Below are 26278 nucleotides of genomic sequence, written 5' to 3'. Positions count from 1 at the left end.
CCTGGCTGGCATCACCGTTCAGGCCTCGCGCGGCTGGCGCGCCAGATAGTCGGCGGCGTAGGCGAAGTACCACGCCAGGCAGTCCGGATTCGCCATCGCGTCGGGATTGGCGATCCGGTCCGGCGCGTGGCCCAGCAGCAGCTTCTTGATCGGGACTTCCATCTTCTTGCCCGACAGCGTGCGCGGCACGCCGGGCACCTGCACGATCTCGTTCGGCACGTGGCGCGACGACAGCGCCGCGCGAATGCGCGCGCGCATGGTGTCGCGCAGGGCATCGTCCAGCGCCATGCCGTCGCGCAGCACCACGAACAGCGGCATGTACGATTCGCGGCCCAGGTATTCGAGATCGACCACCATGCTGTCGAGCACTTCGGGCAGTTCCTCCACCACGCGGTACAGCTCGCTGGTGCCCATGCGGATGCCGTGGCGATTGATCGTGGCGTCCGAGCGCCCGTAGATGATGGCCCCGCCGCGCGGCGTGATGCGGATCCAGTCGCCATGGCGCCAGGCGTTCGGGTACACGTCGAAATAGCTGTCGCGGTAGCGGCTGCCATCGGCATCGCCCCACAGGAACAGCGGCATCGATGGCATCGGCTCGGTGCAGACCAGCTCGCCCACTTCGTCGATCACGGCATGGCCGTGCTCGTCGAACGCTTCCACCTTGGCGCCCAGGCAGCGGCATTGCATCTCGCCGGCGTAGACCGGCAGCACCGGGCAGCCGCCCACGAACGACCCGGCAAAGTCGGTGCCGCCCGACATCGGCGCCAGCCAGACGTCTTCGCGGACGTGGGCGTAGATCCATGCGTAGGCATCTTCGGATAACGGCGAGCCGGTCGAGCCGATGCCGCGCAGCCGCGAGACATCGGCAATCCGCGCCGGCTCGACGCCCGCCTTCATGCAGCTGGTGAAGAACGCGGCGCCGGCGCCGAACATCGTCACGCGGGCATCGTCGACGAAACGCCAGAGCACGCCGGCGTCTGGCCAGGCGGGGTTGCCGTCGTACAGCGCGATGGTCGTGCCCAGCAGCAGCCCGGCCACCTGGGCATTCCACATGATCCAGCCGCTACTGCTGTACCAGTGGAAGACGTCGTCGGCGCCCAGGTTGTTGTGGAACGCCATGAGCTTGAGCTGCTCGATCACGATGCCGCCATGGCCATGCACGATGGGCTTGGGCATGCCCGTGGTGCCGGACGAGTAGACGATCCACAGCGGATGGTCGAACGGCACCGGCTCCACCTGGAGCGGCACATCGTGCGCCAGCACATCGGCCCAGGCGTGGCGCCGCAGGCTCGCGCGGCGGCCGGCCACTGCGCCGTCGAGGGCAGCCTCGACCTGGCTGCCCAGCGTGGGCACGATCACGATATCGGTCAGCGAGGGCAGGGCGGCCACCAGATCGGCGATGACCGGCGCGCGGTCGTACGACTTGCCGCCATAGCGGTAGCCGTCCACCGCGATCAGCGCCTTGGGCTCGATCTGCCGGAAGCGGTCGATCACCGCCACCTGGCCCATGTCGGGCGCGCAGCCGGACCAGATGGCGCCCACGCTGGCGGTGGCCAGAAAGGCCACGATGGTCGCCGGGATGTTCGGCAGATAGCCCGCCACGCGGTCGCCGCGTGTCACGCCCATCTGACGCAGCGCGTGCGCCAGCGAGGCCACCTGGGCCTCCAGGGTATCCCAGCTGATATCGGCCAGCGGTTGCGCCTCGCCGGCATGGCGGATGGCGGTGCGTGCGCGGGCCGGGCCCGTGCCGGCGTGGCGGAAGACCTGCTGCACGTAGTTGAGCGTGGCGCCCGGGAACCAGCGCGCGCCGGGCATGGTGCGCTGGGCCAGCACGGCACTGGCCGGTGTGTCGAAGCGCACGTCGAAATAATCGACGATGGCTTGCCAGAACGCTTCGATATCGGCGACCGACCACTGCCACAGGCTGGCGTAGTCGCGGAAATCCAGCGCGCGCTCGCGGCGCAGCCATTGCATGAAGGCGGCCAGCTGGCTGCCGTCGGCGAACGCCTGCGTGGGCGTCCACATCAGTTTCCCTGCAAGGGTCATGTGTCTCCTCCGCGGCCCGTCTGACGCGGGCCCTTGGCGTGATGGGCGGTCCGCAAATGATAGCGGACCGCCGCGCCGTGGGTGCGCGGCTGGCTGAACGGCTACTTCGGGGACGCGAAGAGGGTGCCCCACATCTCGTCGACACGCGTCTTCACGGCCGGGTCCATCCTGATCGGGGTGCCCCATTCGCGGGTGGTTTCGCCGGGCCACTTGTCGGTGGCGTCGATGCCCATCTTGGAGCCCAGGCCCGACACGGGCGACGCAAAGTCGAGATAGTCGATGGGTGTGTTGTCGACCATCACCGTGTCGCGGCTCGGGTCCACGCGCGTGGTGATGGCCCAGATCACTTCCTTCCAGTCGCGCGCGTCGATGTCGTCGTCCACCACGATGATGAACTTGGTGTACATGAACTGGCGCAGGAAGCTCCACACGCCGAACATCACGCGCTTGGCGTGGCCGGCGTACTGCTTCTTCATGCGCACCACCGCCATGCGGTAGCTGCAGCCTTCGGGCGGCAGGTAGAAGTCGGTGATCTCCGGAAACTGCTTCTGCAGCAGCGGCACGAACACTTCGTTCAGGGCCACGCCCAGCACGGCCGGCTCGTCGGGCGGCTTGCCGGTGTAGGTGGAGTGGTAGATCGGATCGCGCCGCATGGTGATGCGGTCGATCGTGAAGACCGGAAACCAGTCCTGCTCGTTGTAATAGCCGGTATGGTCGCCGTACGGACCCTCCAGCGCGTGCTGGTAGCCGGACGGGTGGTTCGGATCGGGCTGGATATGGCCTTCGAGCACGAACTCGGCGGACGCCGGCACCGACAGTTCGGACAGCGTCGGCGTGATGCAGCTGGCCAGCGCGGTGCGGCTGCCGCGCAGCAGGCCGGCAAACTGGTACTCGGACAGCGTATCGGGCACCGGTGTGACGGCGCCCAGGATCGTGGCCGGGTCGGCGCCCAGTGCCACGGCGATCGGGAACGGCTTGCCCGGGTTGGCCAGCGCGTGCTCGCGGAAATCGAGAGCCCCGCCGCGATGCGCCAGCCAGCGCATGATCACCTGATTGCGGCTGATGACCTGCTGGCGGTAGATGCCCAGGTTCTGGCGCTTCTTGTGCGGACCCTTGGTCACCACCAGGCCCCAGGTAATCAGCGGCGCGGCGTCGCCGGGCCAGCAGGTCTGGATCGGCAGGCGCGCCAGATCGACATCGTTGCCTTCCCAGACGATCTCCTGGCAGGCGGGGCTGCTGACGCGCTTGGGCGCCATGTCCCACACCGACTTGGCCAGCGTGAACAGCTTGCCGGCCTCGCGCAGCCCGCGTGGCGGCTCGGGCTCCTTGAGCGCCGACAGCACGCGGCCAATATCGCGCAAATCTTCCAGGTTCGACGCGCCCATGCCAAGGGCGACTCTTTGTGGCGTCCCGAACAGATTTGCCAGGACCGGTATTTTATAGATATCCCCGTCGTCCCGGCGCGGCTGCTCGAACATGACTGCCGGGCCTTCCGCGCGCAGGAGGCGGTCGCAGATCTCGGTCATTTCGAGGTTCGGCGATACCGGCGCGGTCACGCGCTTGAGGTCTCCGCGCTGCTCCAGCTGACCGATGAAATCGCGCAAATCTTTGTATTGCATAGTGAATTTGGTTCAGGGATGTGGCATCGCGCCATGCCCGGGCGCGCTGCTTCGATGTGTGTGACGATACACACGCCACCTCAAAGGCGCAAAAAAATCGTGCCTGCGGACGCAGCGAAATTGTAAGTAACTGATGACTTGAGTCATTTGTTCAGACAATTGCGAGGCTAGGCGTGGCTTGCGATTGAAGGACAGTGGTCGGCCCCGGAGTGGCGTAAAAGGCGTTGTTACATATTGCTGAAAGTATTGATATTTTGCTTTCTTATGCTTGACGGGTTATAAAAGCGTTCCTACAATCCGGTCTGCTCTAAGGAGTGTTGCGTTGCAACATGGCTTCCACCCTGGTGTCAAGTGGGTGTGGCGAAAAAAGCAACGCCGACATTTCCGAATCGACTGTCCATCAAGCGGCCCCAGGGAGGAGCCCGGTGCGCAGTCCTCTGGCGGGATGCCGGAGTCGATGAGTGATCTTAGTGGCAGGGTGCGGCTCCCCAGGCGGTGCCCTGTTTCTCGTTGGGCGCATGGGGAGCGCCCGCCAACAGATGCTGGACACCCCTGCTAGGTGGCGCAGCATCCTTACTTGAATACGTTGAGATCGGGCACGCGCAGTTGTCGGGCGCGCGCAGCGGGCGACGGATGGAGGTAAGCATGAGCGGTTGGAAAACCCTTCATCTTCCCGGCATCGGGCGGGCATTGCAGGTCCGCCTCAGACAGCCGGTACCCGGTGTGAGCCGCGCACTGCAAGTGCGACTGGCCCATCCGGTGGCAGGTCGCGCGTTGCTGCGCGGCGGCCGCACAACCTTGAAGTACACCCTGAACAGTCTCGGGGTGCTGTCGGTGGCCGCAGCGGTCACCCTCACCGTCAGCCAGCAATGGCGGACGTCGCTTGCCGGGGCACTGGCGGGCAATGAAGCGCCCGCCGTGCTGGTGGACGCTGCCGTGGCCAACGCCGAAGCTGCCAACACGGTTCACGCCGTGGCCAGCGCGTCGGTACCGGCGATCTCGGCCGACGCGGCCGCAGCAAGGCTGCTGGCTACCGCGACGCCCAAGGCCAAGGGCCTGCCGACCGTGTCGGGCGTCGACGAATGGAGCCAGACCCCTGCGGGCAAGGTTCCGTCAGTGGCGCACCTGGCTGCCCAGATTCCGGTGCAGCGCGTGGCGCTGGACGCGCGCAACACCAGCGCGCTGGGATCGGCGCGCGAGCAGGCCGCCGTGGCGGAGTACATTGCACGCAAGTACCGCGTCGCGAGCCAGGCTACCGCCCAGCTGGTCAAGGCTGCCTACATGACCGGCCGCGAGGTCGGTATCGATCCGCTGCTGATCCTGGGCGTGATCGCCATCGAGTCCAGCTTCAATCCGTACGCCGAAAGCGGCGTCGGGGCGCAGGGCCTGATGCAGGTGATGACCAAGGTCCACCAGGACAAGTACGAAGCCGTGGGCGGCGTGACCGCCGCGCTGAACCCGTACGCCAACATCAAGATCGGTGCGCTGGTGCTGAAGGACTGCATCGCCCGCGCCGGTTCGATCGAGGGCGGCCTGAAGTACTACGTGGGTGCCACGACCAACACGGACGGCGGCTATGGCGCCAAGGTGCTGGCCGAGCGTGGACGGCTGCGTGCCCTGCTGGGCCTGCCGGCCGCCGACAAGGCGGGCGACGCCAAGACGCAGGCCGAGCATCACCAGAACGGCGAAAAGCTGGAAGCCTCCGGCAATACCGCGCAGGCGGCCTGACCTTCGGGACGGGTTCGACCAGCACGAAGAAAGGCACCCCTCGGGGTGCCTTTTCTTTTTCGTTTTCCGTTTCCGGCTGTCGGGCCGACGCCCGTGTCGCCTTGGCGCCTAGCGCAGGAAGTGGTGCATGCGATCCATGGCCTCTTCGATATTGGCCATCGACGTCGCGTACGAGATGCGGATGTAGTCATTTGCCGTGTGCGGGCCGAAATCCGTGCCGGGCACCATGACCACGCCGGCATCGTGCAGGATCGCCTGGGTCAGTTTGTCGGCGTTGCCGGCGGCCGGGTGGTTCACGTGCCGGCAGTCGGCATAGACATAGAACGCGCCGTCGGGCTTGACCGGTACGCGCAGCCCCAACGCTTCCAGCGCGGGCAGGATCGCGTCGCGGCGGCGATGGAACTCGGCCTTGCGCTCGTCGTAGATCGCCAGCGCCTCCGGCGAGAAGCAGGCCACGGCCGCATGCTGGGCCACGGCCGACGCGCAGATGAACAGGTTCTGCGCCACCTTTTCGAACGCCGGCACCAGCGCATCGGGCACTACCAGCCAGCCCAGCCGCCAGCCGGTCATGTTGAAGTACTTCGAGAAGCTGTTGACGGTGATCACGTTGTCGTCGAGCGCCAGCGCCGAGACGGGCGGGGCATCGTATGACAGCCCCTGGTAGATCTCGTCAAGGATGGCAAAGCCGCGGCGCTCGCGCACTTCGGCCAGGATCGCCTTCAGTTCGTCAGGAAGGATCGACGTGCCGGTCGGGTTCGATGGCGACGCCAGCAGTACGCCGCGCGTCTTTTCGCCCCAATGGGCCGCCACCTGGGCCGCCGTCAGCTGGAATCGCTCCGCCGGGCCGCTCGGGATCATTTTCTCCTGCCCGTCGAACGCCGCCACGAAATGGCGGTTGCACGGGTAGCTCGGGTCCGGCATCAGCACTTCGGCACCGATTTCCACCAGCACCGCGCAGGCCAGCAGCAGCGCGCCGGAGGCACCGGCCGTGACGATCACGCGCCGCTCGGGAATGTCCAGCCCGTAGGCGGTCTTGTAGTAACCGGCAATGGCTTCGCGCAGGGCGTGGATGCCCAGGGCGCCGGTGTACTGGGTGACGCCGCGTCGCATCGCGGCTTCGGCCGCATGGATGACCGGCGCCGCGGCGGTGAAATCGGGCTCGCCAATACCCATGTGGATGATGTGCCGGCCGGCACGTTCGAGTTCGGCGGCCTGCTTGGCCAGTTCCATCACGTGGAAGGCCTCGATGTTGGCAAGTCGGGAAGCGGTGGCGATACGCTGGTAGTCCATGGCGATGGGGACAAAAGCACGGGGTGGAAACAAAAACACCCGCCGGAGCGGGTGTCATGCCGGTGACTGGCATCATGGGATGCCGGACGCCGGATTGCAACATCCAGTCAGTGGATGCGGGTCAGCGGCGCGCGGCGACCTCGGGTGCGCGCACCTGGGCGGCCAGCTTGTCGAGCACGCCGTTCACGTACTTGTAGCCTTCCACGCCGCCGAAGGTCTTGGTCAGTTCCACGGCTTCGTTGATGACGACCTTGTACGGAATGTCCAGGCAATGCACCAGCTCATAGCTGCCCACCAGCAGCGCGGCGCGCTCCACGGGCGACAGTTCGTCGACGGTGCGGTCCAGGAACGGCTCGAACGCGGCGGTCAGGCGCGCTTCCTCGCGCACGGCACCGCCCAGCAGCGCGTCGAAATGTTCGCGATCGGCCTTGTTGAAGCCTTGCGCGTCGTGCAGGTGGGCCTGAATTGCACCGATATCGTTGCGATTCAGCAGCCACTGATACAGGCCTTGCAGGGCCAGTTCCCGGGACCGGCGGCGCGCGCTCTTGGGCGGAGCCTTGGGTTCGGTGCGCGCCTTGGCGCCGGCCGGCTTGCCGGCGGCGTCTTGCGCGTCGCCGTTGTCGGGGGCATTACTCATCATCTTCCTCGTCATCTTCATCGCGGCCGTCGTTCTCGCGCAGGGAATCCAGCGCGACGACCAGGTTGGCCATTTCCACTGCGGTGCGGGCGCAGTCACGGCCCTTTTCGCGGGTGCGGGCATGGGCCTGCGCGTCGGTGTCGACCGTCAGGATGCCGTTGGCGATGGGCACGTTGAAGTCCAGGCCCACGCGCGTGATGCCGGCTCCCGATTCGTTCGAGACCAGCTCGAAATGGTAGGTCTCGCCGCGCACCACGGCGCCCAGCGCGATCAGTGCGTCGAACTGGCCGCTTTCGGCCATCTTCTGCAGGGCCAGCGGCACTTCCAGTGCGCCGGGCACGGTCACGAGCAGCGTGTCTTCGCCCTCGACGCCGAGCTTTTCCAGTTCTGCCGTGCAGGCTTCGCGCAGCTCGTCGCATACGGGCTCGTTGAAACGGGCTTGCACAATACCGATGCGCAGGCCTTCACCGTCCAGGTTGCTCTCGTAGAAGCCGTGATCCATTGTCAGTTCTCCATTCATTCGGTCAGGCACCGGCAGGAATGCCGGCGCCGTGTGATGCCGTACCGCAGGCGGGTGCCTGGTTCAATCCCGTTCCAATCGCATCAATCGCAGTTCGGCTCGCCGTCCATGGGCTGGCAGCCGACGATTTCCAGATCGTAGCCGGTCATGCTCGGCATCTTGCGCGGCGAGCCCAGCACGCGCATCTTGCCCACGCCGATATCGCGCAGGATCTGGGCGCCCACGCCGTAGGTGCGCAGGTCGGGCTTGCGGCGGGGGCGGTCCTGCGGGGCGTCCAGTGCGGCAAACTGTTCGAAAATCTGTTCCGGCGCGTCGCCGCAGTTCAGCAGCACCATCACGCCTTGTTCGGCGCCGTGCAGCACTTCCAGGGCGGCCGGCAGGCTCCACGAGTGCGTCGTGCGGCCGGCTTCCAGCAGGTCCAGTACCGACAGCGGTTCATGCACGCGCACCAGCGTGGCGGTATCCGGACGCGGCTGGCCCTTGACCAGCGCCAGATGCGCGCGGCCCGACGGCTTGTCGCGGTACATCACGCTGTGGAACTTGCCCCACGGCGTCTGCATGTCGCGCTCGCCCGTGCGTTCGATGATGCTCTCGGTGCGGCTGCGGTAGTGGATCAGGTCGGCGATCGTGCCGATCTTCAGGTCGTGCTCGCGTGCGAATTCGATCAGGTCGGGCAGGCGGGCCATCGTGCCGTCGTCCTTCATGATCTCGCAGATCACCGCCGCCGGGGTCAGGCCGGCCAGCGCACCCAGGTCGCAGCCGGCTTCGGTGTGGCCGGCGCGGATCAGCACGCCGCCGGGCTGGGCCGTCAGCGGGAAGATATGGCCCGGCTGCACCAGGTCCGAAGCCTTGGCGTCGCGGGCCACGGCGGCCTGCACGGTGCGCGAGCGGTCGGCGGCCGAGATGCCCGTGGTCACGCCCTCGGCAGCCTCGATCGATACCGTGAAGTTGGTGCCATGCACGGTGCCGTTGCGCGACACCATCGGATACAGCTCCAGCTGGCGGCAGCGTTCGGCCGTCAGCGTCAGGCAGATCAGGCCGCGGCCATACCTGGCCATGAAATTGATGGCTTCGGGCGTCACGAAGTCGGCCGCCAGCACCAGATCGCCTTCGTTCTCGCGATCTTCCTCGTCAACGAGGATGACCATGCGGCCGGCGCGGATGTCGGCAATGATGTCTTCAGTACGGGCGATAGTCATGGCTTGGAACGGCGTTCAATGAGGGCGGGCGCGGGATGCGAGCAATCGGACAGGCAATCAGGCGGGCAGGGCCGGCGCGGATGTCGCGAGACCGGCGAAATCAAGGCCGCTATTGTACGCCATGCCGTTCGACGATGCCCCGAGTTCGGGGCCGGACCGCGCGGCCGCCGACAGGGCCCGGGTTCGCCCGGGTTGCGAGAATGTGAATGAGGCGGCATATCGGAACCGTTGCGTTGCCATACGCCGCTTCCGCCGGGACAGCCGGCCAGACCACGGAGAGATATCAGATGCATCCCCCTCTGCAGGGCATCCGTATTGTCGAGTTCGAGGGCCTTGGTCCCGGGCCGCTGGCCGGCCGGATGCTGGCCGACATGGGCGCCGAGGTCACGGTCATCGCCCGGCGCCAGCGTACGGCCGTGGCCGACCGGCTGGGTGGCAGCAAGCCCAGCCCGCTTCAGCGCGGCAAGACGACCGTCCCGCTGGACCTCAAGCACCCGGCCGACCTGGCCGAGGCCTTGCGCCTGGTTGCCACGGCCGATGGGCTGATCGAAGGGAACCGCCCCGGCGTCATGGAGCGGCTGGGGCTGGGCCCGGCCGACTGCGCCGCCCGCAATCCCGCCTTGGTCTACGGGAGGATGACTGGCTGGGGCCAGACCGGACCGCTGGCGCAGACTGCTGGCCATGACCTGAACTATGTGGCGCTCACCGGCATGCTGTCGCTGTCCGCCCGGCCGGGACAGGCGCCAATCACGCCGCCCACGGTGCTGGGCGATGCCGGCGGCGCACTGGGCCTGGCCTTCGGCATGGTCTGCGCCATGCTCGACGCCCGCGCCACGGGGCGGGGCCGCGTGGTGGATGGCGCCATCGTCGACATGGTCGGCATGCTTGGCAGCATCGCGCTCTGGGTCCGTAACAACGGCCAGCTGGACGGAGACGAGCCAAGCCCGTTCCACCAGTCACCGTTTTATGACGTCTATGCCTGCGCTGATGGCGGTTTCATCACGATTGGCGCGCTGGAGCCGCAGTTCTATGCGCTGCTGCTGACGAAGCTGGGCCTAGACGATGTCGATCCCGCCAGCCAGTATGACCGCACCGCGTGGCCGTCCCTGAAAGCGCGCTTCACGGCGCTGTTCCTGAGCCAGCCACGCGCCCACTGGGACAGCCTGCTAGGCGGTACGGACGTGTGCTATGCGCCGGTGCTCAGCATCGCCGAGGCGGCCCACCATCCGCACAACGTGGCGCGGGGCCTGTTCGTCGAGCGGGAGGATGGCACGCTCGATACCGCTGGCGCGCCCAGGTTTCTGGCGCCCGACGCCTGACGCTGCGTTTGTCGATCGGACTGTCGATCAAAACCAAGAAAAATACGTCGAGGAGGGGACTTATGCTGCGTGCCATCCGATATGCCCTGGCCATGGCTGGTCTGGCGCAACTCTGCCTGGCGCAAGCGGCAACCGCGAGGAGGCGGCCCTGGACGAGGGCATCGCCACCGTCAGCCTGCCGCGTGGCACGGAACTCAATCTCGTGCTCAGCAAGAAGCCCGCGTCGAAGCCGCTGCATCAGGCCCGGAGGGGCTGCCGGAGCGTCAGCCGGCGCAGCGGCCCGCGCTGGCGGCGACGCGCACCGGTCAGAGCGCCGGTCTGGCCACGCCGTCGGACGCCGACAGCATCCGCTCCACGTACCGCGCGATCAGGTCGATTTCCAGGTTCACGCGCTTGCCCGGAGCCAGTTCGTTGAGCGTGGTCACTTCCACGGTATGCGGAATCAGGTTGATCGAGAATACGCAGCCGTCGGCTTCGTCGCTGACGGTGTTGACGGTCAGCGATACGCCATTCACCACCACCGACCCCTTGTAAGCCAGGTAGCGGCCCAGCTCGCGCGGGGCACGGATGCGCAGTTCGTGCGACTCGCCCACCGGGGCGAAACGGACCACTTCGCCCAGGCCATCGACATGACCGGACACCAGATGGCCACCCAGGCGGTCGGCCAGGCGCAGTGCCTTTTCCAGATTGACGCGGCCCGGCTGGTCCAGCCCGACGGTCTTGTCGAGCGATTCGCGTGAGACATCCACGTCGAAGTGGCCCGCTTCCAGCGTGACCACGGTCATGCAGGCGCCCTGGATGGCGATACTGTCACCGATGCCCACGTCGGACAGGTCCAGGTCGCCGGCGGCCACGCGCAGGCGCACGCCCGCATCGGCATCGCCCAGCGGCGAAACGGTTTCGATGCGGCCCACGGCCGCCACAATGCCTGTAAACATGCTTGCCTCTGTCTGAATACGATAAATACGGTTGTCAGTCCTTGCTGTCGGCGCGGCGGGCGATCAGGCGCAGGTCGTCGCCGATCTGCCGCACCTCGTGCCAGCGGAATTGCGCGGCGTCTTCCAGCCGGGTCAATGGCGGCAGGTTGAACATGCCCTGCGCGTCCCCCAGCAGCCGGGGCGCCATGTAGACCAGCAGTTCGTCGGCACAGCCTTCGCGAATCAGCGATCCGTTGAGCTTGTAGCCGGCTTCCACATGCAGTTCATTGATGCCGCGCTGGCCCAGCGCTTCGAGCATGCGGCGCAGTTCCACCTTGCCGTGCCGGTTGGGCAGCACCACGACTTCGACGCCCCGGTCTTCCAGCGCGCGCTGGCGGGCCTTGTCCTCGACGGCGCAGAACACCAGAACCGGTTTGGCGAAATCGCCCGTGTCGCGATGCAGGATCTGCGCGTCGAGCGGCACTTCGAGCCGCGAGTCGACCAGTACGCGTTGGGGTTGGCGCGGCGTGTCCACGGCCCGCACGGTCAGCGCGGGGTTGTCGTCCCGCACGGTGCCGATGCCGGTCAGGATGGCGCACGCGCGGGCGCGCCACGCATGGCCGTCGTCACGCGCGGCCTGGCTCGTGATCCATTGGCTGGTGCCGTCGTGCAAGGCCGTGCCGCCATCGAGCGAGGCCGCCACCTTGACGCGCACCCACGGCAGCCCGCGCGTCATGCGCGAGACAAAGCCGATATTGAGGTCGCGGGCTTCCTTTTCGAGCAGCCCGCAGCGCACGTCGATGCCCGCGTCGCGCAGCCGCTGCAGGCCCCGGCCCGACACGCTCGGGTTCGGGTCTTCCATGGCGGCCACCACGCGGGCGATGCGCGCGCGTACCAGCGCGTCGGCACACGGCGGCGTGCGGCCAAAGTGGCTGCACGGTTCCAGCGTGACATAGGCGGTGGCACCCGCCGGGTCATGACCGTGCGCAATCGCGTCCTTCATGGCCTGGATTTCGGCATGATCCTGGCCGGCCGGCTGCGTATAGCCCTGTCCGATGACCTGTCCGTCCTTCATCAGGACACAACCGACGCGAGGATTTGGCGTGGTGGTGTACATGCCCCGTGCGGCGAGTGCCAGGGCCTGCGCCATGGCGGTGTGGTCGGAATCGGAAAACATGGTGTGGCGAGTCGGGCCTGAAGTGGTATGTCCGGTCAATCGAAAAGCGGGGAAATCAGGAGCGTCGGACCGGTGCCCTGGCGCCTGCGGCATGGTCAGTCGCACTCGGCATCGGTGCCGGGCCGGCAGATCCGGATGCGTCCCTGGGCGCCAAGCCGTACCTGGCGTTGCGCCTGGTGGCAACGCACCAGGAAAGTGGCGGCCAGAAAGCCGCCACGCTCCGACCGTGAGTATCCCACAGGTGTCAAGCGCAGGCTTTGGGTGGCTGCAGTGCCGGCCGTGGCGCGCAGCGTGATGCGCAAGCAGCGTTCATGCAATGCCACCACCGAAAACGGCGGGGTTTGCTCGCCAGCGGTGTCTCCCAGGGCCGTCAACTGCCAGCCGCGATCCAGCGTGTCTGCGCCGTGGATCGGCGCCAGCCGCACGTCGGCCCGCCGCGCCGACGCCGTTGTGCGTGCCAGCGCCAGCGACGCCGCCAGGCGGTCTGCGGCGTGGCTGGCGCTCTGTTCGGCGACAAGCGTGCCGATGGCGGGCCATGCGACCACCGCAAGCACGGCCGATACGGCCAGCGATACCAGCAGTTCGGTCAGCGTCACGCCATGCTGCTGCAACCGCTTTCGCCTCGGCATGATGTTCAGCATTCCGGCGGCAACCGCTTTGCGCCACCATCGGGCGTGGGCAGAAAGAGCCACTCCCCGCTGCTGCGAAGCACCAGGGTGCCGCAAAGCGGGTCGGGCCGTACCGGGACGGCGCGCACTTCCACGCAGCGTGACAGCGAGATGCCGTCGCAGCTGGTGGCGGTAAGCCAGTGACGGGTACGCGCCGGTGGCGGTGGGACGGCTTTCGGCCAGTCGCCGGCCGGTGTCGCGTCATCGGTTGCGCTGGCGAACGTCAGGTTCACCAATGCATGGCGCTCTAGTGCGAGCATGGCCGCGACCAGTTCCGCACGTGCCTGCATGCGCCAGCCGCGCTCGGCCTGACGCTGCCAGGCCGGCACGGCCAGCATCGTCAGTATGGTGACGATGACCACCACGACCAGCAGTTCGGCCAGGCTGAAGCCAGCGGTCCGGGGCGCGCGATTGGGTCGATGTGACATCATTGCGGCGACCTCACCAGTTCCCGCCAGCCCAGGCGTCCTCGCCGCCTGTGCCAGCGTGCCTGCTGCAACAGCGCGGCCGTGTCGCCGTCCACCTGCCAGAGATCGAGTCCGAATGTGTCACGCGTGGCGGTAGCAGGGGTGGTCGGCTGGCCGGTGGCGAGTGTCGACGTGATGCCGATGGGTGCCGGCATGCCGCCGGCCCATGGCAGGCCGGTCACGGCGTGGACCGGCTTGCCGTCGCCGTCCAGGGTGGTCACCGACTCGCCGCGGGCGGCATCGACAAGATAGCTGCGCCATGTTCCCGCCTCGTCCACGGTGGTAAATCCCAGGTGGACCGGGCTGGCGCTGTAGAGCGTGTCCACGCGTTCGCCGGGGCGGGGCAGGGTCAGCGTCCAGCCGTTTGCCGAAGCGGCGTCGGGTTGTGCCGACCGGAGGACGACGCCTTCGCCCTTCGCCAATGCCGCGATGCTGGCCGGTGCCTGCGAGCTGCCGGGGGAATCTGGTATCGCGGACACTTCGTTGCCGGTGCCGTAGACGATGAGCGGCGTTGTGCCCGTCTGCACGACCACCGGGGCGTCAGTGTTGTCACCGGCGATGCCTCGCTGCCGATGCATGCAGGTGGCCGACCGCGCCGGGGCACCGGTGGACAAGTGGCCAAGGTCGAAGCGCCAGAGCCTGCCGGCCGCATCGGTGGCATACGCCGCCTGCGCCATGCCGCTGGCCGTGCTACGGATGGCCACGGCCAGCAAGGGGATCGATGCGGTGGTCGCCGCGCAGCCCGCATCGGGCAACGTGATGCGTGGGACGTCTGCGGATGCCGACCAGTTCTGCGCGGGCCGGTCGAGCGGCAGCAGCGCCAGCGCCGCGCGCGCATGCGTGCCGGTGTCGGGGGAAACGATTGCGGCTGCCGCCCAGCGGCGCTCGCCGCGTGCCATCCACATGGCCGCGCCGATGGGGCCGCTGCCCGACAGCCGTAGCATGTTGTTCGCTTGTACTTCCCACACCAGGCGGATTGGCGTTGGCGCGTCGGGCGCCGAGACATCGAGCACGAATACCGCGCCGGGTTGGACAAACGACGACGTCTGGCGCGCCGGCATTCCACACAGCAGCAGCGTGCGCCATGTGCCCGACGGGTCGGCGTCGATGCTGACGGGGCGCGGACATGGCGCGGATGGCATAGTCCCGATGGGTCGGGTCAGCAAGGCGGCGCCTGCGAGGGCGGCGCGCGGCAGGTAGCCGACCCGTTCCTGCCCGGTTACGGCGTCGAAGCCATGCAACAGGCCGTCACGGGTGCCCAGCCAGACCATGGTCGGCCGCTTGGCATGGCGTTGACGGAAATCCGTGTGGCCCGGCTGCATCGGTAACCAGGCCGGCGGCGCCACGACATGCACGCGCGCGCCCGCAGCATTGCCCAGACGGGTATCGCGCTGCCGCAGGGCAGCATTCCGCAGGTCGCCTTGCAGCCATGCCAGCCGCGCTTGCCCGGCGCCCTCGGGTGTGACGCCATCGAGTACGGACCGGGCCTCGTCATCGATGGCTGACCAGCGCAACGGAACGATCTGGCTGCCGCTCAGGTAAAGCCGCCGCGCGTGCAATTCCTGGCGATCGAGCTGATCGCCGGCTTCCCAGGGCATCTGTACGGGCGCGGCAGGAAGTGCCGCCGTCCGGAACGCCAGGGCATGCAGCCGGCCTGTCCAGGGATAGTTGCCACTGGAGACGCGATATCCCAGCGGAAGCTGACCGGGCGTTGCGAAGCTTGCGGGGATCGAGCATGCCGCCAGGACCAGGGTGAGAAGCAATCGAACGACACGATAGGCGATGCTCATGGCTGAAACTCCGTCTGCAGCAGCACGCGGACTTCCGTGTCCCGTCCCATGCCCAGCGCAACGATGCGCATGCGTGGCCACATGCCGGCCGCCGGCGGGTCGTCGCGGATCTCTATCAGGTAGCGGGGCAATGTCGTGGCGCCGATCACGGCTGCCGGCAGTACCGGCAGTTGTGCGCCCGTGAAGGTGCCCAGCGCGACACCGATGATGGCAGCCGCACCGCCCACGTCGCCGTCCAGCCATGCCTGCCACACGCGGTGATCCCCGTCGGCCATGCAGATCCCACCCTGCGCGCCATCCGCGCAGGTACCCGGCGCGGGCCAGCTGGCCAGACGCGCGCTGCCCGATGCGATGGCGGCGATCAGGTCGGCTTCGGCATCGTGCAATGCCGCTTCGGCGGCGCGGAAGGCGATCTCGCGGTCGAGCGGCTGGCTTGCCAGTTGCCGGCCTGCCAGCAGAAAGTGTGTGGCAGCGGCGCAGATGCCACCCATCAGCAGCATCAGCGTGGCGACGAACGCGAGTAGCGCGGCACCTGTAGGCCTGCGACGACTTAGCATATGATCCCCTGGCACGGTGACGGGTTGCGAAGCCGAACCGTGGTGGCGAACACCCGGCGCCTCAGGCGCGGATGTCTGGCCGGCATGAAGACCTGGTCGTCGGCGTGGCTGGCGCCGTCGCCTGGAAACAGCGTGAGCCGTTGCGTGGTGCCAGGCGCGAGCGTAGGGCGCTCGCCACGTATGACCACGGCGATCTGCACTGCATGCACGCGATGCCAGCCGGCGGAGCCCTGTGTGGGCAATTCACGCGCCGGCACGAATCGGTCGATCCGTCCATCGCCGTCAGAGTCGATGCCGTAGCGCAGCTGCAGCATCTCCACGCCACGCACCAGCGTGCCGGCCGTGTGGGCGCCCGCCAGCAGGCGGCTGCCCTGGCGGGTCGGATAGCGACACAGCAGCTGTGGCACGCCGTCACCGCCCGTGCCCACGTAAAACAGGTTGGTCGAGGCGTGGTGAGGCAGGGCCGCTCCGCTGGCCCGGACGATGGCGCGGGCCGGCAGTGCATAGCCGCCGCAGTCGCTCATGGTGCCGTCAGGCAAGGTGGGGTCGGCGGCAAGGCCGCTGCCGGATACGCGCACAAGCAGCGCATCGCTGCCGTTCACACCGCCCCGCGCGCACTGCATCGGGGATTGCGTCCGCGATGGTGTCTGCGTTTGCGTGTGGAGCGATGGCTGCGCGCAGTCGTCGCGGCCTTCGATGGGCGGCACCGGCGCCGGATGCGCCGGCGCGAGCGCGACATGCGCGGGAATCCATCCCGCCTGTCGAATGGAGTGGGCCAGGATGAACAATGCGCGCTGCCCCCGTTCCTCGATCAAAACGCCGTCAACCACGGTGGCGTACGCGGTGCGCATGACCTGGAAGGTGGCCAGTGCGGCAAAGGTGGCGATCAGGCCCAGGGAAATGCCTACCATCAGGCTCGCGAGCGTGAAGCCTCGTGCGTTCCCATGTGTCAGGCGGCGGCACGTCATGGCCGCACCCACAGGGCAATGTGCGTCACGGACATTGCCCGGTCCTGCGGGCGCGTCAGCGCATCAGGCGGCAAGGTGGCCAGTGCGATGCGGTCGCCGTGCAGGCAGCCACCATCGGCGAAGGTGGCCCCGCACAGCGCAGCACGGTCTGCATCGCCGCTGACCAGCCGCCAACCTTCGTCGCGCGCCTCAGCCTGTTCCGCCGCCAGCCGCAGCGTGGCGCCGAGCCGCTCGTGCTGGCCGCCCCAGCGCAACCAGGCACTGCCCAGCGTGGCCAGCGGTACCGCGCCCAGGCCCACGATGGCCAGGCAGACCAGTGATTCGACAAGAACGTCGCCCCGGGCCCGATGACGCGAAACGCCAAGGACCGCAGGGGGGCGGTGGATCAGTCGAAACGGAAAACAGGAAGCCGAGGAAGGCATGGCGCATCGGTTCGTCGGGAACGGATGGCCACGATAGCGGCAGGAAGGGGGTTAAAACGTGTCCGGATGTGACGGAGTTGCGTCAATGTGTGTCCGAGCGGCTCTCCGAAATCTCCGACGCCGCCCGGCAGCCTTGCTGCCAGTCCGCTACCAGCAGGTGCCGGCTGCACCCGTGCCCGTCGACGTCTTGACGTTCAGGTTGTCGACCGTGAAATTGCCGCACACGGGGTCCTGGCGATTGGCCACTGGTGTGGCGGTCAGTTGGAAACCGGTGGCGATGGAGCCGCCGGATGGCGCGATGGTGATGATGTAGTTGGTGGATTCGCAGGTGTCGCCAGACGGCGTCTTGGCGTCATCGCACTTCGTCAGTTTGAGCGCCGACGGATCGACGGTGTAGGTGTTGTTGACCGTGAAGTACCGTTCCAGCGCCCCCTGCACGCGGGCCAGGCCGGCCTTGGCCTCGGCGCGCCGCGACTTGGTCACGAACTGCTGGTATTGCGGGATGGCGACCGCCGCCAGAATGCCGACGATCATCACCGTGATCATCAGCTCTATCAGCGTGAAGCCCCGGGCGCCGGCGTGGCGCCCGCCCCTGGTCTTCTCAAATTTCATCATCGCAGTTCTCCTGTCATCCTCGTCCTGCCCAGGCATCAGCGCTGGATCTGCCGCCATGACACGCGGCCGGTCGGATAGCCGGTGTTGATGGTGTTCTTGCTGATACCACCGCCGGCGCTGCTGTTGGATCCGCTTCCGCTGGTGTACGAATTGTTGCCGATGACGGTCGAATTGGTCAGGATGCCGTTGTTCGATTTTTTGCCGTTCACTACCTGGCCAGCGGTGTTACCGCTGCCGCCAACGGCATCCGATCCGTCGAACTTGCCGTCGCCATTGGCGTCGAACATCGCGACCGTCTGACCGCCGGTCAGGCCGTCGATGAGCATTTCCCAGCCTGTCCCGCCGTATTCGCAAAGATCGGTCGAAGGTATCAGCGTGGAGAACAGCAGTCGCGTACCGCTAATCTGCGGGTCGTAGGCCACACGCTCGCCCTGCGAGTCCGCGTTGGGGGATGCCAGGTTCAGGTACCAGCCCATGGCGCCGCCGCTGTAGTTCACCGGATTCTTGCTGAGCACCCGATACCAGTCACCGCCCTTGTACTGGGCTTCCATCATGATGGACTGCTGTACCAGCTGGGAGCGCGTGATTGTGGGCTGCGCACTGCTGTTCTTGTCCCAGATGCCGTAGACCGCCTGCATGCCCGTGCTTGCGGGATCACTGACATCCACGTACCGGCCGGTGCCGAACATCATGATGTAGCCGCCCCAGCGATTGCGCACGCCGCCGAACGACGTTGTGATGGGCTGGGCATTGCCGCTGGCATCGGTCGCCTTGAACAGCAGTTGCCGGGTACCCTGATAGGCCGACGGGGTCTTGCCACTGACGTCGAACTTCCAGACGTTGCCGAGCAAATCACCCGCGTAGATGGCGTCGGCCACATAGTCGCCATTGGTATCGGTGACGTACACCTGCATGATGCCGTTGGACTTGGTCTGGGCGTCGGTGGCGTCGTCGACCGTCAGCTTGAGGTAGTCTGTGCCGAGGCGCCAGGTCTTGCTGCCAGCTGGGCGGTCCAGGAAGACGACGAAAATCGAGCCGCGTGCCGCAGTACTGTTCAGGCCGTTGCCGAAGACCGCAGCCCATTTGCCGTTGCCCAGCCGCACGATCTTCGGCCGGCCATAGGTGTAGCCCAGGTCCGCGTCATTGGCGCTGGTGAATTCCCAGAGTGCGGTTGACGCCGCGGTGGACTCGTTGATTGCCGTCGGGTTGGTCACATCGAGTGCATAGATGCCCTTCCCGCCGCCGCCCAGCCCGCCCACCAGCACGGTCTTCCAGGCGTTGTTGACGTAGGCATCGGTGATCGTCGGCGTGCTGTCGACGTAGTAGCTATGGGCATATTTGGGGCCCGTCAGGTCGGCCAGCTTGCCATACAGGGCTGATGGCACGTAGGCGAACAGTTCCTTGCCGCCGTCGCTGGCCGGGTCGCTGCTCATGTCCGCCGAGAACGCGTGCAGCATGCCGTCATTGGCGCCGACATAGATCATCGGCTTGCGCTTGCTCTGGGCGGCGACGAAATCCACATAGGTGGCATCGCCATAACCGGCGCCGGGCGCTCCCACGTACTGCGGACTGGAGTTCACGATATCGCCCAACGCTGTGGACCGGGGTCGGAACAACGTTTTTTCATTACTCTTGTCACCGCGCAGCCAGAGCAGCCGCTGGCTGCCCAGCTTGTCGCTGCCATTCAGTGCTGTCTGATACGCCGTCGGCAGGCTGTTCCAACGGAACGGAATGCCGGCGCTGTTCGCATCCGCGGTGTTGTAGGTCAGGATTGCACGGCTGTCCGGGTCGATGTTCTTGAGCTTGGCGCCCGCATCCCACTTTTCCGGGGTGGCGAGGTTGCCATTCTTGTCCAGGCTGTAGGCCAGCACCTGACCCGACCAGTCAGAACCATTGAAACGAGCCTGGAAGATGCTGGAATCGATTTTCAGCGATGCGGTGCTTGCTGCCACCGCTGCCGCCGACGACGTCTTCAGAATTGACAGGAAGGCGTTTTTCAGCGCCGCGGCGAGGGCGACGGGATTGGTGGCGTAGAAGTAATTGTCGGGTACGCCATCCGAGCCTGCATTGCCGTTCGACAGGATCACATCCCATTCGGCCGTCTGGTCAGGGGTGCCGCTACCGTTCTGATCGGTGAAGCCGCCCCACTTGGCGGCATACAACAGCGGATCCTGGAACTGAGAGCCGGCCTTGCCGTTGGCCGTGTAGACGACGCTGGTTTCCGGATCGCCGAAATTGCACTTGTTGCAGCCACCGGTGGAATTGATGGGTGCGCTACTCGGTGTCACCTTGATATTGGTGGGATCGGCATACTGGAAATCGTAGATCCCCGAGTGGAAGTGCGGGCCGTCCTGCGAGGTGCCCGAGATCGTATAGCCGAAACCCTGGCCGTTGGCCGATGAGCCCGACACGACGCGCGTGGACACCGTGATGGTGTCGCCGCTGACGTTGTAGCTCAGGATGCCCCAGACGTCCTGGTCATAGTCGCCGCCGGCAATCGAATCTTCCCAGTTCACGTAGAACTTGCCGCTGGTGGCGGTCTGCGAGATGACCTTGAAGTCCACCAGCGTACCCGTGCTGGCATCGGCGGTCACACTATTGGGCGACTGCGGATGCAGCTGGTACGCCGGCATGATCGTCACGGTCTTGCCGTTTACGTTAACGCTGATCTTGGGCGTGTTCGTCGCCAGTTGCACCGCGTAGGTGCTCATCTTCAGCGACGTGGTGTCCTGCGCCGGAACACCCAGCGTGTTTGCGTCGTCATCCGATCGCAGACGGTTGAGCCTGGCGAACAATGCCGCCCCTGCAATCTGGAACGTACCCTTTTGCGAAGGGCCTTCCGGGCAGATTCCCAGTACATCGCTGAGGTTGTTGACCGCCTTGGCCGAGCACAGGTTGTCGATCGTCTTGCCGTAGATGCCGCCCGCGAACCAGGAGTTGCCGGATATGTTCTCTCCAACGCCGACCTTGTTTGTATAGGTGCTGATATCCGGCGAGCCTTTCAGCGCGCTCATGCCGCTGAGCTGGTCGTTGTCGTACGAGGACACGCTCGAATTGAAGACCAGTGCATTGAGGGGCGAGCAGTACGGCGCGCGATTCGGATTCGACTTGGGCAGGTCCATCGGGTTGGCCCAGGCCGGCTGTGTCAGACCCAGTGTGGCGTCCTTGCCGTTACTGGCGGGCTGGAAGGAGGCCGTTGCAGTCTTGCCCCCGAAATAGCGTAGTGTTTCGACGAAAATTTCGGATATCGGATTGCCCCAGGTGGAGCAGTTGCCTTCCGACGCCGGCTTGTTCTGGGCGTTTGTACCCCCGCTCGGCTGAATGCCGGTCTGCTGGTAGTTGCACTGGTCAGCATTCAGGTAGGTGCCGTCACTGTAGCTGTAGCCGTAGGGGCGCAGCTTGTCGATGTTCCAGACGATGCCTTTTACCGGGTTGGTGGCGGCCGAGTAGGTGAATATGCCGGTATCGGGATTGAATTCCGACGCGAAGTTGGTCACGTTGCGTCGCAGAACACCGCCGGAGATATTTTTGTCATAGCTGCCGGTCATCAGGCCGAACAGCATCTGGCCAGGGCCGCCGAACTGCTGCAGGAGCCCGGTCGGCTTGTTGTTGTTCTGATCGCAGGTCTCGGAGCCGATCAGGCCAGGCACGCAGACTTGCACGCGCGCGTTGTAGACGCCGACGTCCTGGCCCATGCCTAGGCCCCGTGCCGATTGCAGAGGATTTTCGGCCGACGAGTTGATGCCCGAGAGCGCGGCGCGGTTGCCGTTCGACGAACCCGACACCGTGGTGCCATTGATCTTGGGCAGGAATGACCCTTGCGTATTGTTGGCTTCGGTATACCAATTGCACTGCCATTTCTCGGAGGCACCCCACGTGGCGTAGTTGCCTGCTACCACGCGGATCTGCGGCGCCTGCTGATTGGTCTGCGAGTTAAGGTTGCTGGAGTCCTTCGGCGTGACGTTGCACAAGGTCAGGCCGCCGCGCGTCAGATTGGTGACCTTCCACGACGAGAACTGTGTGCTGGTGTTGCCCGGGTTCGACACGCCATCGGCATAGAACGCCATGTTGACCGAACTGGTGTTGACCTTCATTACCCAGCCTGTCATCGAACTGCCAGCCGTGGCGCCAGAGGTCGGCTCGAACCGCAGTTGGTCGCCGATCTGCACCTTGCTCACGTCATTGAGCGCGATATTCGATGCCGCGGCTGCGGCCAGCGCCATTTTGGTGTTCGACGTTAGCGTGCCGATGGCCGAGGCTACTTCCACGGACACCGGCACAAGTTTCGCGACGTCGGCGCCGTTGTAGAACTTGGCCCAGGCGTGCGCGTCCATCGGCAGGAAAGCACGTTCCAGCACCGTGGTGGTCGTGGTATCCGTCGAGCGCATGCCACCGTAGAGGATCTTGCGAACCTCGTCGATGCGGCTCATCGTGGCCCAGTTCAGGAAGTTGCCGCTCCAGGTCGAGCCATCGCAGTACTTGTCCTTGTCCACAAGGGCCTTTGGTACGAAACCCTTGATCGTCGTCTTGTCGTACGTGTAACACTTGGCTGAATCGAAGTAGCCGGCGTACTCGATGCTGTTTGTGTACGTCGTATCGAGCTTGCCGTCGCCGTCCAGATCCGTATAGTCGTTGTACGCCTTCTGGTGCAGCGTGTGATCCTTGGTCAGGTCGATCATGACCATCGGCGGTACATTGCCACCGGCGAAGAGCGGCCGCTGGGTCAGGGTGAGCTGGGGGCCGGCGGCCGAGGCCGTGGCGATAGCGAGCATGCTCGACACAGCCAGCAGGGCAGCCTGCACGCGGCTCGCGAAGCGTCGGGAAGAGTGGGGATAGGTCATGGTGCGCCTGACAGTAAGGGTTTGCGCAAGACAGTGCTGAGTCGTCAAAGGGTCGTCGTCAGAAGCGGACGACTTCCTGCACCATTACCTTGGTGCCAGGGTTCACGCCGTAGCCAATCGCCGTGATGCGGTACACATACTTGTTGGAGCCGAACTCAATGTCGCCGGGCTCCTTGAGTGGCTCGATCAGGTAGCGCGGCTGCTTTGATACGCCATTGGCGCCAGCGGTATCCACCGTGGCCATCTTCTGGGTGGCCGTCAGGCCGGTCATCTCGCCCAGTTCCACCGATCGCTTGGGATCCTCGATGTAGAGTTCCCAGACCTGCTGGCCGGACGTGGCGTACTGGCAGTAGCCCTTGTATCCCTCGATGTCGCAGGTCGGCGACGAGCCCGTCAGGCCGTTCAGCTTGCGGGACGTGGTGATGTCCATGCGCGCATCGCGCAGTGCGGATTCCGCCGCCTGGAGGGCCACGCTCTCGTCCCGGGTGTTACGGGCCAGGCGCTCGGAGTTCAGGCTCATGGTGCTGGCGGCCAGCGCGGCAAGTGTCAGGATGACCAGGAGCAGCAGGACCAGGATCAGCGACATGCCACGCTGCCCGGTGCGGTGGGACGTTGGGTGAATGCGGTGTTTCATGGCCGGCCTATGTCAGTCGGTTGCGAAGGGCGATGTAGAACGTGAAATGCCTGTGAAGACGGCCGTCGGCGGCCAGTTGCATCACGCTGCCAGCATCCCCGTTGGGCGCCAGGTCACCGGGTGCGTACGTGGTGCCGAAATGGTTGATCTTCGTCTTGACCATGTCGGGGTTGGTGGTGCTGTTGCCGCGCAGCACGACGGACACGCGTACGGCCAGCACGTTGTCCATGTTTGCGGCCGCTCCAGGCCGCACAAAGCGGTTCACCACCATGTCGTTGTCGGTGTCCTCGCCCAGCAGGATCTGGAGCGCCTCGACATTGCGGAAGAGAGGCGTGGGGGTGCCATTTACCTCGCACTGCAGCCATGGAACACCGTCCGCGTCCTTGACGATCGAATAGATCTCGGTGGTCTGCACGTTGCCGTTCACGTCGTTGCCGCTGCAATCGACCGAACTGCCGTCAGCCTTCGGGAATGTCGGGCTGCCCGGTGCGGCGAACGGATCGCCGCCGGCCATCGATGAGCCGTAGTAGCGCAGCGTCAGCGTGTCGCTGGTGTTCGCGCCACCGTCGTTTGTGGCTTCCAGCGTGGGGGACACGAAGTCGTTATTCGTGTACAGGAAATCGGAGTAGCCGATCTGCCGCGCCTGGCGCTGCAGCAGCTGGGCAATGGCGCGGGCGTTCTCCTGGATCTCGCCCACATCGCCCTGCGTGCTGTTGGTGCGGCGCTGCGAGATATAGAGCGAGCTGGCTGCGAGGATCAGCAGCATGCTGATCACCATGCCGACCATCAACTCGACCAGCGTAAAGCCGCTGGCCGCGCGGCGGCGGAATTGACGGTTTGGCGTAGTCATGGGATGAGCGCGGTCGAGAAATGCTGAGGGGTACCACCGTTGTCTTCGCTCCAGAAAATCTTGATGACATACGGAGCATTGGCGTCCTTTTCGCAGCCGTTCTTGTCTTCTGCTGATCCGGAGCCGTCGTTGGGCGTGCTGTCCGTGCAGACGATGCCGTCGCCACCGGGCATGCTTTCCCGGACGTCCGCGAGCCATGTGGCATAGGCCGTGATAGCCATCTCGTCAGGCGTGCAGCCTGCCGCGGTATAGCACTTGGCCACCGCATCGGATGACTTGGGGACGTTGAACGTGCCGTTCGTCACGGCGGTGCTGTTGCTGCGAATCTGGTCCGCCAGGTTGTAGGCCATCAGCGCGGCATAGTTGCGCATCGCGGCCGTGCGCGAGTCCACCAGCGTCTGCAATTGCAGGTTGGCCAGCGCCAGCATGCCGATCGACAGGACGATCAGCGTGACCAGCGCCTCGATCAACGAAAAGCCGCGCGCCGGGTTCCGCGCACGCGACAGCCGGCATCGATCCGCCATCGGAATAGGGGAGGAGTAGGGCGTCATGGCGTCAGGGACACGTCGACTGCAGCTGGGTGGAGGGCCGGCCGCTGCCGGTCATTGAAACCGTCTGGCCGGCTTCCGTGGAACTGCGCTCACAGAATTTCCAGCTTGCGGTGGGCGTGCTGGAACTGCCCGTGGATCGCATGCGTACGCGATCCGGCGTGGCGCCGAGATTGGCGGCGGTGACTTCCGTGGTGGCTTGCAGCGGATCGCTGTTCCGCACCAGTTCTTCGGTGTTTGCGTAGACGCCGTCATTGTCCGCATCGACAAATACGATGCGGGGCAGGGTCCAGTCGTCGGAGCAGGTATTGCCAGCACCGAGCGGGCAGACCGTTACCGTGGTGTTGCGGCGCGCGGCCTCGCTGCGGGCGAGTTCCAGGTCCGCGAACAGCCGCGTGGCATCGGCCGACAGCCGGCTGTTATGCAGGAATGACTTGAAGTTCGGTGCGGCTGCGGCGGCCAGCACGGCCAGTACCGCAATGGTCACCATCAGTTCGATCAGCGTGACCCCTCGCGCGCGCCGACGGTATCGTTGACCTGCGCGCGCGTGTACAGCCCCTGACGCCACTGCAGCCACGCCGGCATTGACCCCAGGCTTAGGCAGCAAAGGCGTCAGCAAGCCCGCTGCCTTCCGGCAGAAAGACTGACCCATTTGTGACTCCCGTCCAAAAAAACGACAGTTCTTTTTTGTTCTTTGCGCGGCGCGCTGGAATTCTGTGCGTCCGGGCCTCTGATGGGTCCGGTTCCGCGTGTGGCGACGCTGCTGTGTCGCAGCGTTTTTTTATGCGATTGAAACGCGCGCTCGTCCGCCTGCCTCCTAACCCGAAGGAGGTTAGTGCAGATTAGACAGCTTTTTTGGGGAAGTGGCTACCCCTTTCGTGGGGTAGGGGTGGAAAATTCGTCGAGTACGTCGCGGAATTCAGACACATCCTCGAAGCTTCGATAGACCGAAGCAAAGCGGATATAGGCGATCTTGTCGAGCTTGCGCAGTTCACGCATGACCAGTTCGCCCACCTGGCTGCTCGGGATTTCCTTTTCGCCCAGCGCCAGCAGTTTTTCTTCGATGCGCAGGATGGCTTCGTCGATGGCTTCGGCGGAAACCGGCCGCTTGCGCAGGGCCAGCCGCATCGAATCCTTGAGCTTGGCCCGGGAATAGTCCACGCGCGAGCCGTTCTTCTTCACGATGGCCGGGAAGAACAGCTCGATGCGCTCGTAGGTGGTGAAACGGCGGTCGCAGGCTTCGCAGCGCCGGCGCCGGCGCACGGCTTCGCCGTCCTCGGAGACGCGACTGTCAAGGACCTGGGTATTGGAATGACCGCAGAAGGGGCATTTCATGCCTGACCACCTGAAGAAATGTGCCAGCCCGCATTTTGCATCTTTGAGTTCTGCTGCGGGGGTGTGGCGGGTCAACCGGCGCCGCCGATCCGGGGGAGGGCGGCGCCGTTTTGTGCGTACTAACTATAGAT

The 26278-nt window shown here is 65.7% G+C and carries 23 protein-coding genes; 2 read left to right on the top strand and 21 right to left on the bottom strand.

The features are described from left to right. Positions 1 to 18: 18 nt before the first annotated feature. Both D9X30_RS28405 and ubiD read right to left on the bottom strand, forming a co-directional pair. Entirely contained in the window at positions 19 to 2046 is a 2028-nt protein-coding gene (locus D9X30_RS28405; RefSeq protein ID WP_153945638.1) for an acetoacetate--CoA ligase, read from the bottom strand. Between the two features lie 101 nt (positions 2047 to 2147). Beyond that, complete coding sequence (gene ubiD / locus D9X30_RS28400) at positions 2148 to 3665, bottom strand: 4-hydroxy-3-polyprenylbenzoate decarboxylase (protein ID WP_153945637.1); 1518 nt, start codon at positions 3663 to 3665, stop codon at positions 2148 to 2150. A 645-nt stretch (positions 3666 to 4310) separates the two neighbouring features. Between ubiD and D9X30_RS28395 the strand changes: the two genes are divergently transcribed. Further along, positions 4311 to 5393 carry a lytic transglycosylase domain-containing protein gene (locus tag D9X30_RS28395; protein WP_153945635.1) on the top strand — a complete coding sequence of 361 codons (1083 nt, stop codon included), beginning with the start codon at positions 4311 to 4313 and terminating at the stop codon, positions 5391 to 5393. A 108-nt stretch (positions 5394 to 5501) separates the two neighbouring features. Here the strand turns inward: D9X30_RS28395 and D9X30_RS28390 are convergent, their stop codons facing one another. The 4 genes from D9X30_RS28390 to ribBA all read right to left on the bottom strand — a co-directional run bounded on the left by D9X30_RS28390 (position 5502) and on the right by ribBA (position 9039). Next, positions 5502 to 6683, bottom strand: coding sequence for a pyridoxal phosphate-dependent aminotransferase (locus D9X30_RS28390; RefSeq protein ID WP_153945634.1), 1182 nt, complete (start codon positions 6681 to 6683; stop codon positions 5502 to 5504). 121 nt (positions 6684 to 6804) lie between these two features. After that, positions 6805 to 7320 carry a transcription antitermination factor NusB gene (gene nusB / locus D9X30_RS28385; RefSeq protein WP_029051082.1) on the bottom strand — a complete coding sequence of 172 codons (516 nt, stop codon included), beginning with the start codon at positions 7318 to 7320 and terminating at the stop codon, positions 6805 to 6807. Then, positions 7313 to 7822: a 6,7-dimethyl-8-ribityllumazine synthase gene (ribH, locus tag D9X30_RS28380; RefSeq protein WP_029051081.1), complete on the bottom strand. Its 510-nt coding sequence runs from the start codon at positions 7820 to 7822 to the stop codon at positions 7313 to 7315. The genes nusB and ribH overlap by 8 nt, the downstream gene beginning before the upstream one ends. 101 nt (positions 7823 to 7923) lie before the next feature. Then, positions 7924 to 9039 carry a bifunctional 3,4-dihydroxy-2-butanone-4-phosphate synthase/GTP cyclohydrolase II gene (ribBA, locus tag D9X30_RS28375; protein ID WP_153945633.1) on the bottom strand — a complete coding sequence of 372 codons (1116 nt, stop codon included), beginning with the start codon at positions 9037 to 9039 and terminating at the stop codon, positions 7924 to 7926. A gap of 287 nt (positions 9040 to 9326) precedes the next feature. Between ribBA and D9X30_RS28370 the strand changes: the two genes are divergently transcribed. Continuing rightward, the gene (locus tag D9X30_RS28370) at positions 9327 to 10358 is read left to right on the top strand and encodes a CaiB/BaiF CoA transferase family protein (protein WP_153945631.1); all 1032 of its coding nucleotides are present in this window, start codon (positions 9327 to 9329) and stop codon (positions 10356 to 10358) included. 305 nt (positions 10359 to 10663) lie between these two features. Here the strand turns inward: D9X30_RS28370 and D9X30_RS28365 are convergent, their stop codons facing one another. The 15 genes from D9X30_RS28365 to nrdR all read right to left on the bottom strand — a co-directional run bounded on the left by D9X30_RS28365 (position 10664) and on the right by nrdR (position 26147). Next, on the bottom strand, positions 10664 to 11296 hold the full coding sequence (locus D9X30_RS28365; protein WP_153945629.1) for a riboflavin synthase: 633 nt from the start codon (positions 11294 to 11296) through the stop codon (positions 10664 to 10666). Between the two features lie 34 nt (positions 11297 to 11330). After that, on the bottom strand, positions 11331 to 12452 hold the full coding sequence (ribD, locus tag D9X30_RS28360; protein WP_153945628.1) for a bifunctional diaminohydroxyphosphoribosylaminopyrimidine deaminase/5-amino-6-(5-phosphoribosylamino)uracil reductase RibD: 1122 nt from the start codon (positions 12450 to 12452) through the stop codon (positions 11331 to 11333). A 95-nt stretch (positions 12453 to 12547) separates the two neighbouring features. Further along, positions 12548 to 13081: a GspH/FimT family protein gene (locus tag D9X30_RS28355; RefSeq protein ID WP_153945627.1), complete on the bottom strand. Its 534-nt coding sequence runs from the start codon at positions 13079 to 13081 to the stop codon at positions 12548 to 12550. A 5-nt stretch (positions 13082 to 13086) separates the two neighbouring features. Then, the gene (locus D9X30_RS28350) at positions 13087 to 13551 is read right to left on the bottom strand and encodes a type IV pilin protein (protein WP_228770720.1); all 465 of its coding nucleotides are present in this window, start codon (positions 13549 to 13551) and stop codon (positions 13087 to 13089) included. Next, positions 13548 to 15377 (bottom strand): pilus assembly protein, encoded by a 1830-nt coding sequence (locus tag D9X30_RS28345; protein ID WP_153945625.1) that lies wholly within the window; start codon positions 15375 to 15377, stop codon positions 13548 to 13550. The genes D9X30_RS28350 and D9X30_RS28345 overlap by 4 nt, the downstream gene beginning before the upstream one ends. Beyond that, positions 15374 to 15934, bottom strand: a complete 561-nt coding sequence (locus D9X30_RS28340; protein WP_153945624.1) for a pilus assembly PilX family protein — start codon at positions 15932 to 15934, stop codon at positions 15374 to 15376. The genes D9X30_RS28345 and D9X30_RS28340 overlap by 4 nt, the downstream gene beginning before the upstream one ends. Beyond that, positions 15928 to 16845, bottom strand: coding sequence for a PilW family protein (locus D9X30_RS28335; protein ID WP_153945622.1), 918 nt, complete (start codon positions 16843 to 16845; stop codon positions 15928 to 15930). The genes D9X30_RS28340 and D9X30_RS28335 overlap by 7 nt, the downstream gene beginning before the upstream one ends. A gap of 53 nt (positions 16846 to 16898) precedes the next feature. Next, positions 16899 to 17324: a hypothetical protein gene (locus tag D9X30_RS28330; protein ID WP_153945621.1), complete on the bottom strand. Its 426-nt coding sequence runs from the start codon at positions 17322 to 17324 to the stop codon at positions 16899 to 16901. Positions 17325 to 17471: 147 nt separating this feature from the next. Further along, entirely contained in the window at positions 17472 to 17939 is a 468-nt protein-coding gene (locus tag D9X30_RS28325) for a type IV pilin protein (protein WP_283780999.1), read from the bottom strand. Positions 17940 to 17974: 35 nt separating this feature from the next. Further along, on the bottom strand, positions 17975 to 22780 hold the full coding sequence (locus D9X30_RS28315) for a pilus assembly protein (protein ID WP_153945618.1): 4806 nt from the start codon (positions 22778 to 22780) through the stop codon (positions 17975 to 17977). A 58-nt stretch (positions 22781 to 22838) separates the two neighbouring features. After that, on the bottom strand, positions 22839 to 23366 hold the full coding sequence (locus D9X30_RS28310; RefSeq protein WP_194946430.1) for a pilus assembly PilX family protein: 528 nt from the start codon (positions 23364 to 23366) through the stop codon (positions 22839 to 22841). 55 nt (positions 23367 to 23421) lie between these two features. Then, positions 23422 to 24264 (bottom strand): PilW family protein, encoded by an 843-nt coding sequence (locus D9X30_RS28305; protein WP_153945721.1) that lies wholly within the window; start codon positions 24262 to 24264, stop codon positions 23422 to 23424. Further along, the gene (gene pilV, locus D9X30_RS28300; RefSeq protein WP_153945616.1) at positions 24261 to 24815 is read right to left on the bottom strand and encodes a type IV pilus modification protein PilV; all 555 of its coding nucleotides are present in this window, start codon (positions 24813 to 24815) and stop codon (positions 24261 to 24263) included. Before pilV ends, D9X30_RS28305 begins: the two co-directional genes overlap by 4 nt. Before the next feature lie 4 nt (positions 24816 to 24819). Next, entirely contained in the window at positions 24820 to 25464 is a 645-nt protein-coding gene (locus D9X30_RS28295; protein WP_153945615.1) for a GspH/FimT family pseudopilin, read from the bottom strand. A gap of 215 nt (positions 25465 to 25679) precedes the next feature. After that, positions 25680 to 26147 (bottom strand): transcriptional regulator NrdR, encoded by a 468-nt coding sequence (gene nrdR, locus D9X30_RS28290; protein WP_029051311.1) that lies wholly within the window; start codon positions 26145 to 26147, stop codon positions 25680 to 25682. Between the last annotated feature and the right edge of the window lie 131 nt (positions 26148 to 26278).

The organism is Cupriavidus sp. U2 (genome assembly GCF_009663685.2).
Taxonomy (GTDB): domain Bacteria; phylum Pseudomonadota; class Gammaproteobacteria; order Burkholderiales; family Burkholderiaceae; genus Cupriavidus; species Cupriavidus necator_C.
This window is presented reverse-complemented; position numbering and strand designations above follow the sequence as displayed.

Bases quoted from the DNA above. Each gene is read 5' to 3' on its own strand.
- D9X30_RS28405 (WP_153945638.1), bottom strand. From the start codon at position 2,046: ATGACCCTTGCAGGGAAACTGATGTGGACGCCCACGCAGGCGTTCGCC.
- ubiD (WP_153945637.1), bottom strand. From the start codon at position 3,665: ATGCAATACAAAGATTTGCGCGATTTCATCGGTCAGCTGGAGCAGCGC.
- D9X30_RS28395 (WP_153945635.1), top strand. From the start codon at position 4,311: ATGAGCGGTTGGAAAACCCTTCATCTTCCCGGCATCGGGCGGGCATTG.
- D9X30_RS28390 (WP_153945634.1), bottom strand. From the start codon at position 6,683: ATGGACTACCAGCGTATCGCCACCGCTTCCCGACTTGCCAACATCGAG.
- nusB (WP_029051082.1), bottom strand. From the start codon at position 7,320: ATGAGTAATGCCCCCGACAACGGCGACGCGCAAGACGCCGCCGGCAAG.
- ribH (WP_029051081.1), bottom strand. From the start codon at position 7,822: ATGGATCACGGCTTCTACGAGAGCAACCTGGACGGTGAAGGCCTGCGC.
- ribBA (WP_153945633.1), bottom strand. From the start codon at position 9,039: ATGACTATCGCCCGTACTGAAGACATCATTGCCGACATCCGCGCCGGC.
- D9X30_RS28370 (WP_153945631.1), top strand. From the start codon at position 9,327: ATGCATCCCCCTCTGCAGGGCATCCGTATTGTCGAGTTCGAGGGCCTT.
- D9X30_RS28365 (WP_153945629.1), bottom strand. From the start codon at position 11,296: ATGTTTACAGGCATTGTGGCGGCCGTGGGCCGCATCGAAACCGTTTCG.
- ribD (WP_153945628.1), bottom strand. From the start codon at position 12,452: ATGTTTTCCGATTCCGACCACACCGCCATGGCGCAGGCCCTGGCACTC.
- D9X30_RS28355 (WP_153945627.1), bottom strand. From the start codon at position 13,081: ATGCCGAGGCGAAAGCGGTTGCAGCAGCATGGCGTGACGCTGACCGAA.
- D9X30_RS28350 (WP_228770720.1), bottom strand. From the start codon at position 13,551: ATGATGTCACATCGACCCAATCGCGCGCCCCGGACCGCTGGCTTCAGC.
- D9X30_RS28345 (WP_153945625.1), bottom strand. From the start codon at position 15,377: ATGAGCATCGCCTATCGTGTCGTTCGATTGCTTCTCACCCTGGTCCTG.
- D9X30_RS28340 (WP_153945624.1), bottom strand. From the start codon at position 15,934: ATGCTAAGTCGTCGCAGGCCTACAGGTGCCGCGCTACTCGCGTTCGTC.
- D9X30_RS28335 (WP_153945622.1), bottom strand. From the start codon at position 16,845: ATGGTAGGCATTTCCCTGGGCCTGATCGCCACCTTTGCCGCACTGGCC.
- D9X30_RS28330 (WP_153945621.1), bottom strand. From the start codon at position 17,324: ATGCCTTCCTCGGCTTCCTGTTTTCCGTTTCGACTGATCCACCGCCCC.
- D9X30_RS28325 (WP_283780999.1), bottom strand. From the start codon at position 17,939: ATGATGAAATTTGAGAAGACCAGGGGCGGGCGCCACGCCGGCGCCCGG.
- D9X30_RS28315 (WP_153945618.1), bottom strand. From the start codon at position 22,780: ATGACCTATCCCCACTCTTCCCGACGCTTCGCGAGCCGCGTGCAGGCT.
- D9X30_RS28310 (WP_194946430.1), bottom strand. From the start codon at position 23,366: ATGTCGCTGATCCTGGTCCTGCTGCTCCTGGTCATCCTGACACTTGCC.
- D9X30_RS28305 (WP_153945721.1), bottom strand. From the start codon at position 24,264: ATGACTACGCCAAACCGTCAATTCCGCCGCCGCGCGGCCAGCGGCTTT.
- pilV (WP_153945616.1), bottom strand. From the start codon at position 24,815: ATGACGCCCTACTCCTCCCCTATTCCGATGGCGGATCGATGCCGGCTG.
- D9X30_RS28295 (WP_153945615.1), bottom strand. From the start codon at position 25,464: ATGGGTCAGTCTTTCTGCCGGAAGGCAGCGGGCTTGCTGACGCCTTTG.
- nrdR (WP_029051311.1), bottom strand. From the start codon at position 26,147: ATGAAATGCCCCTTCTGCGGTCATTCCAATACCCAGGTCCTTGACAGT.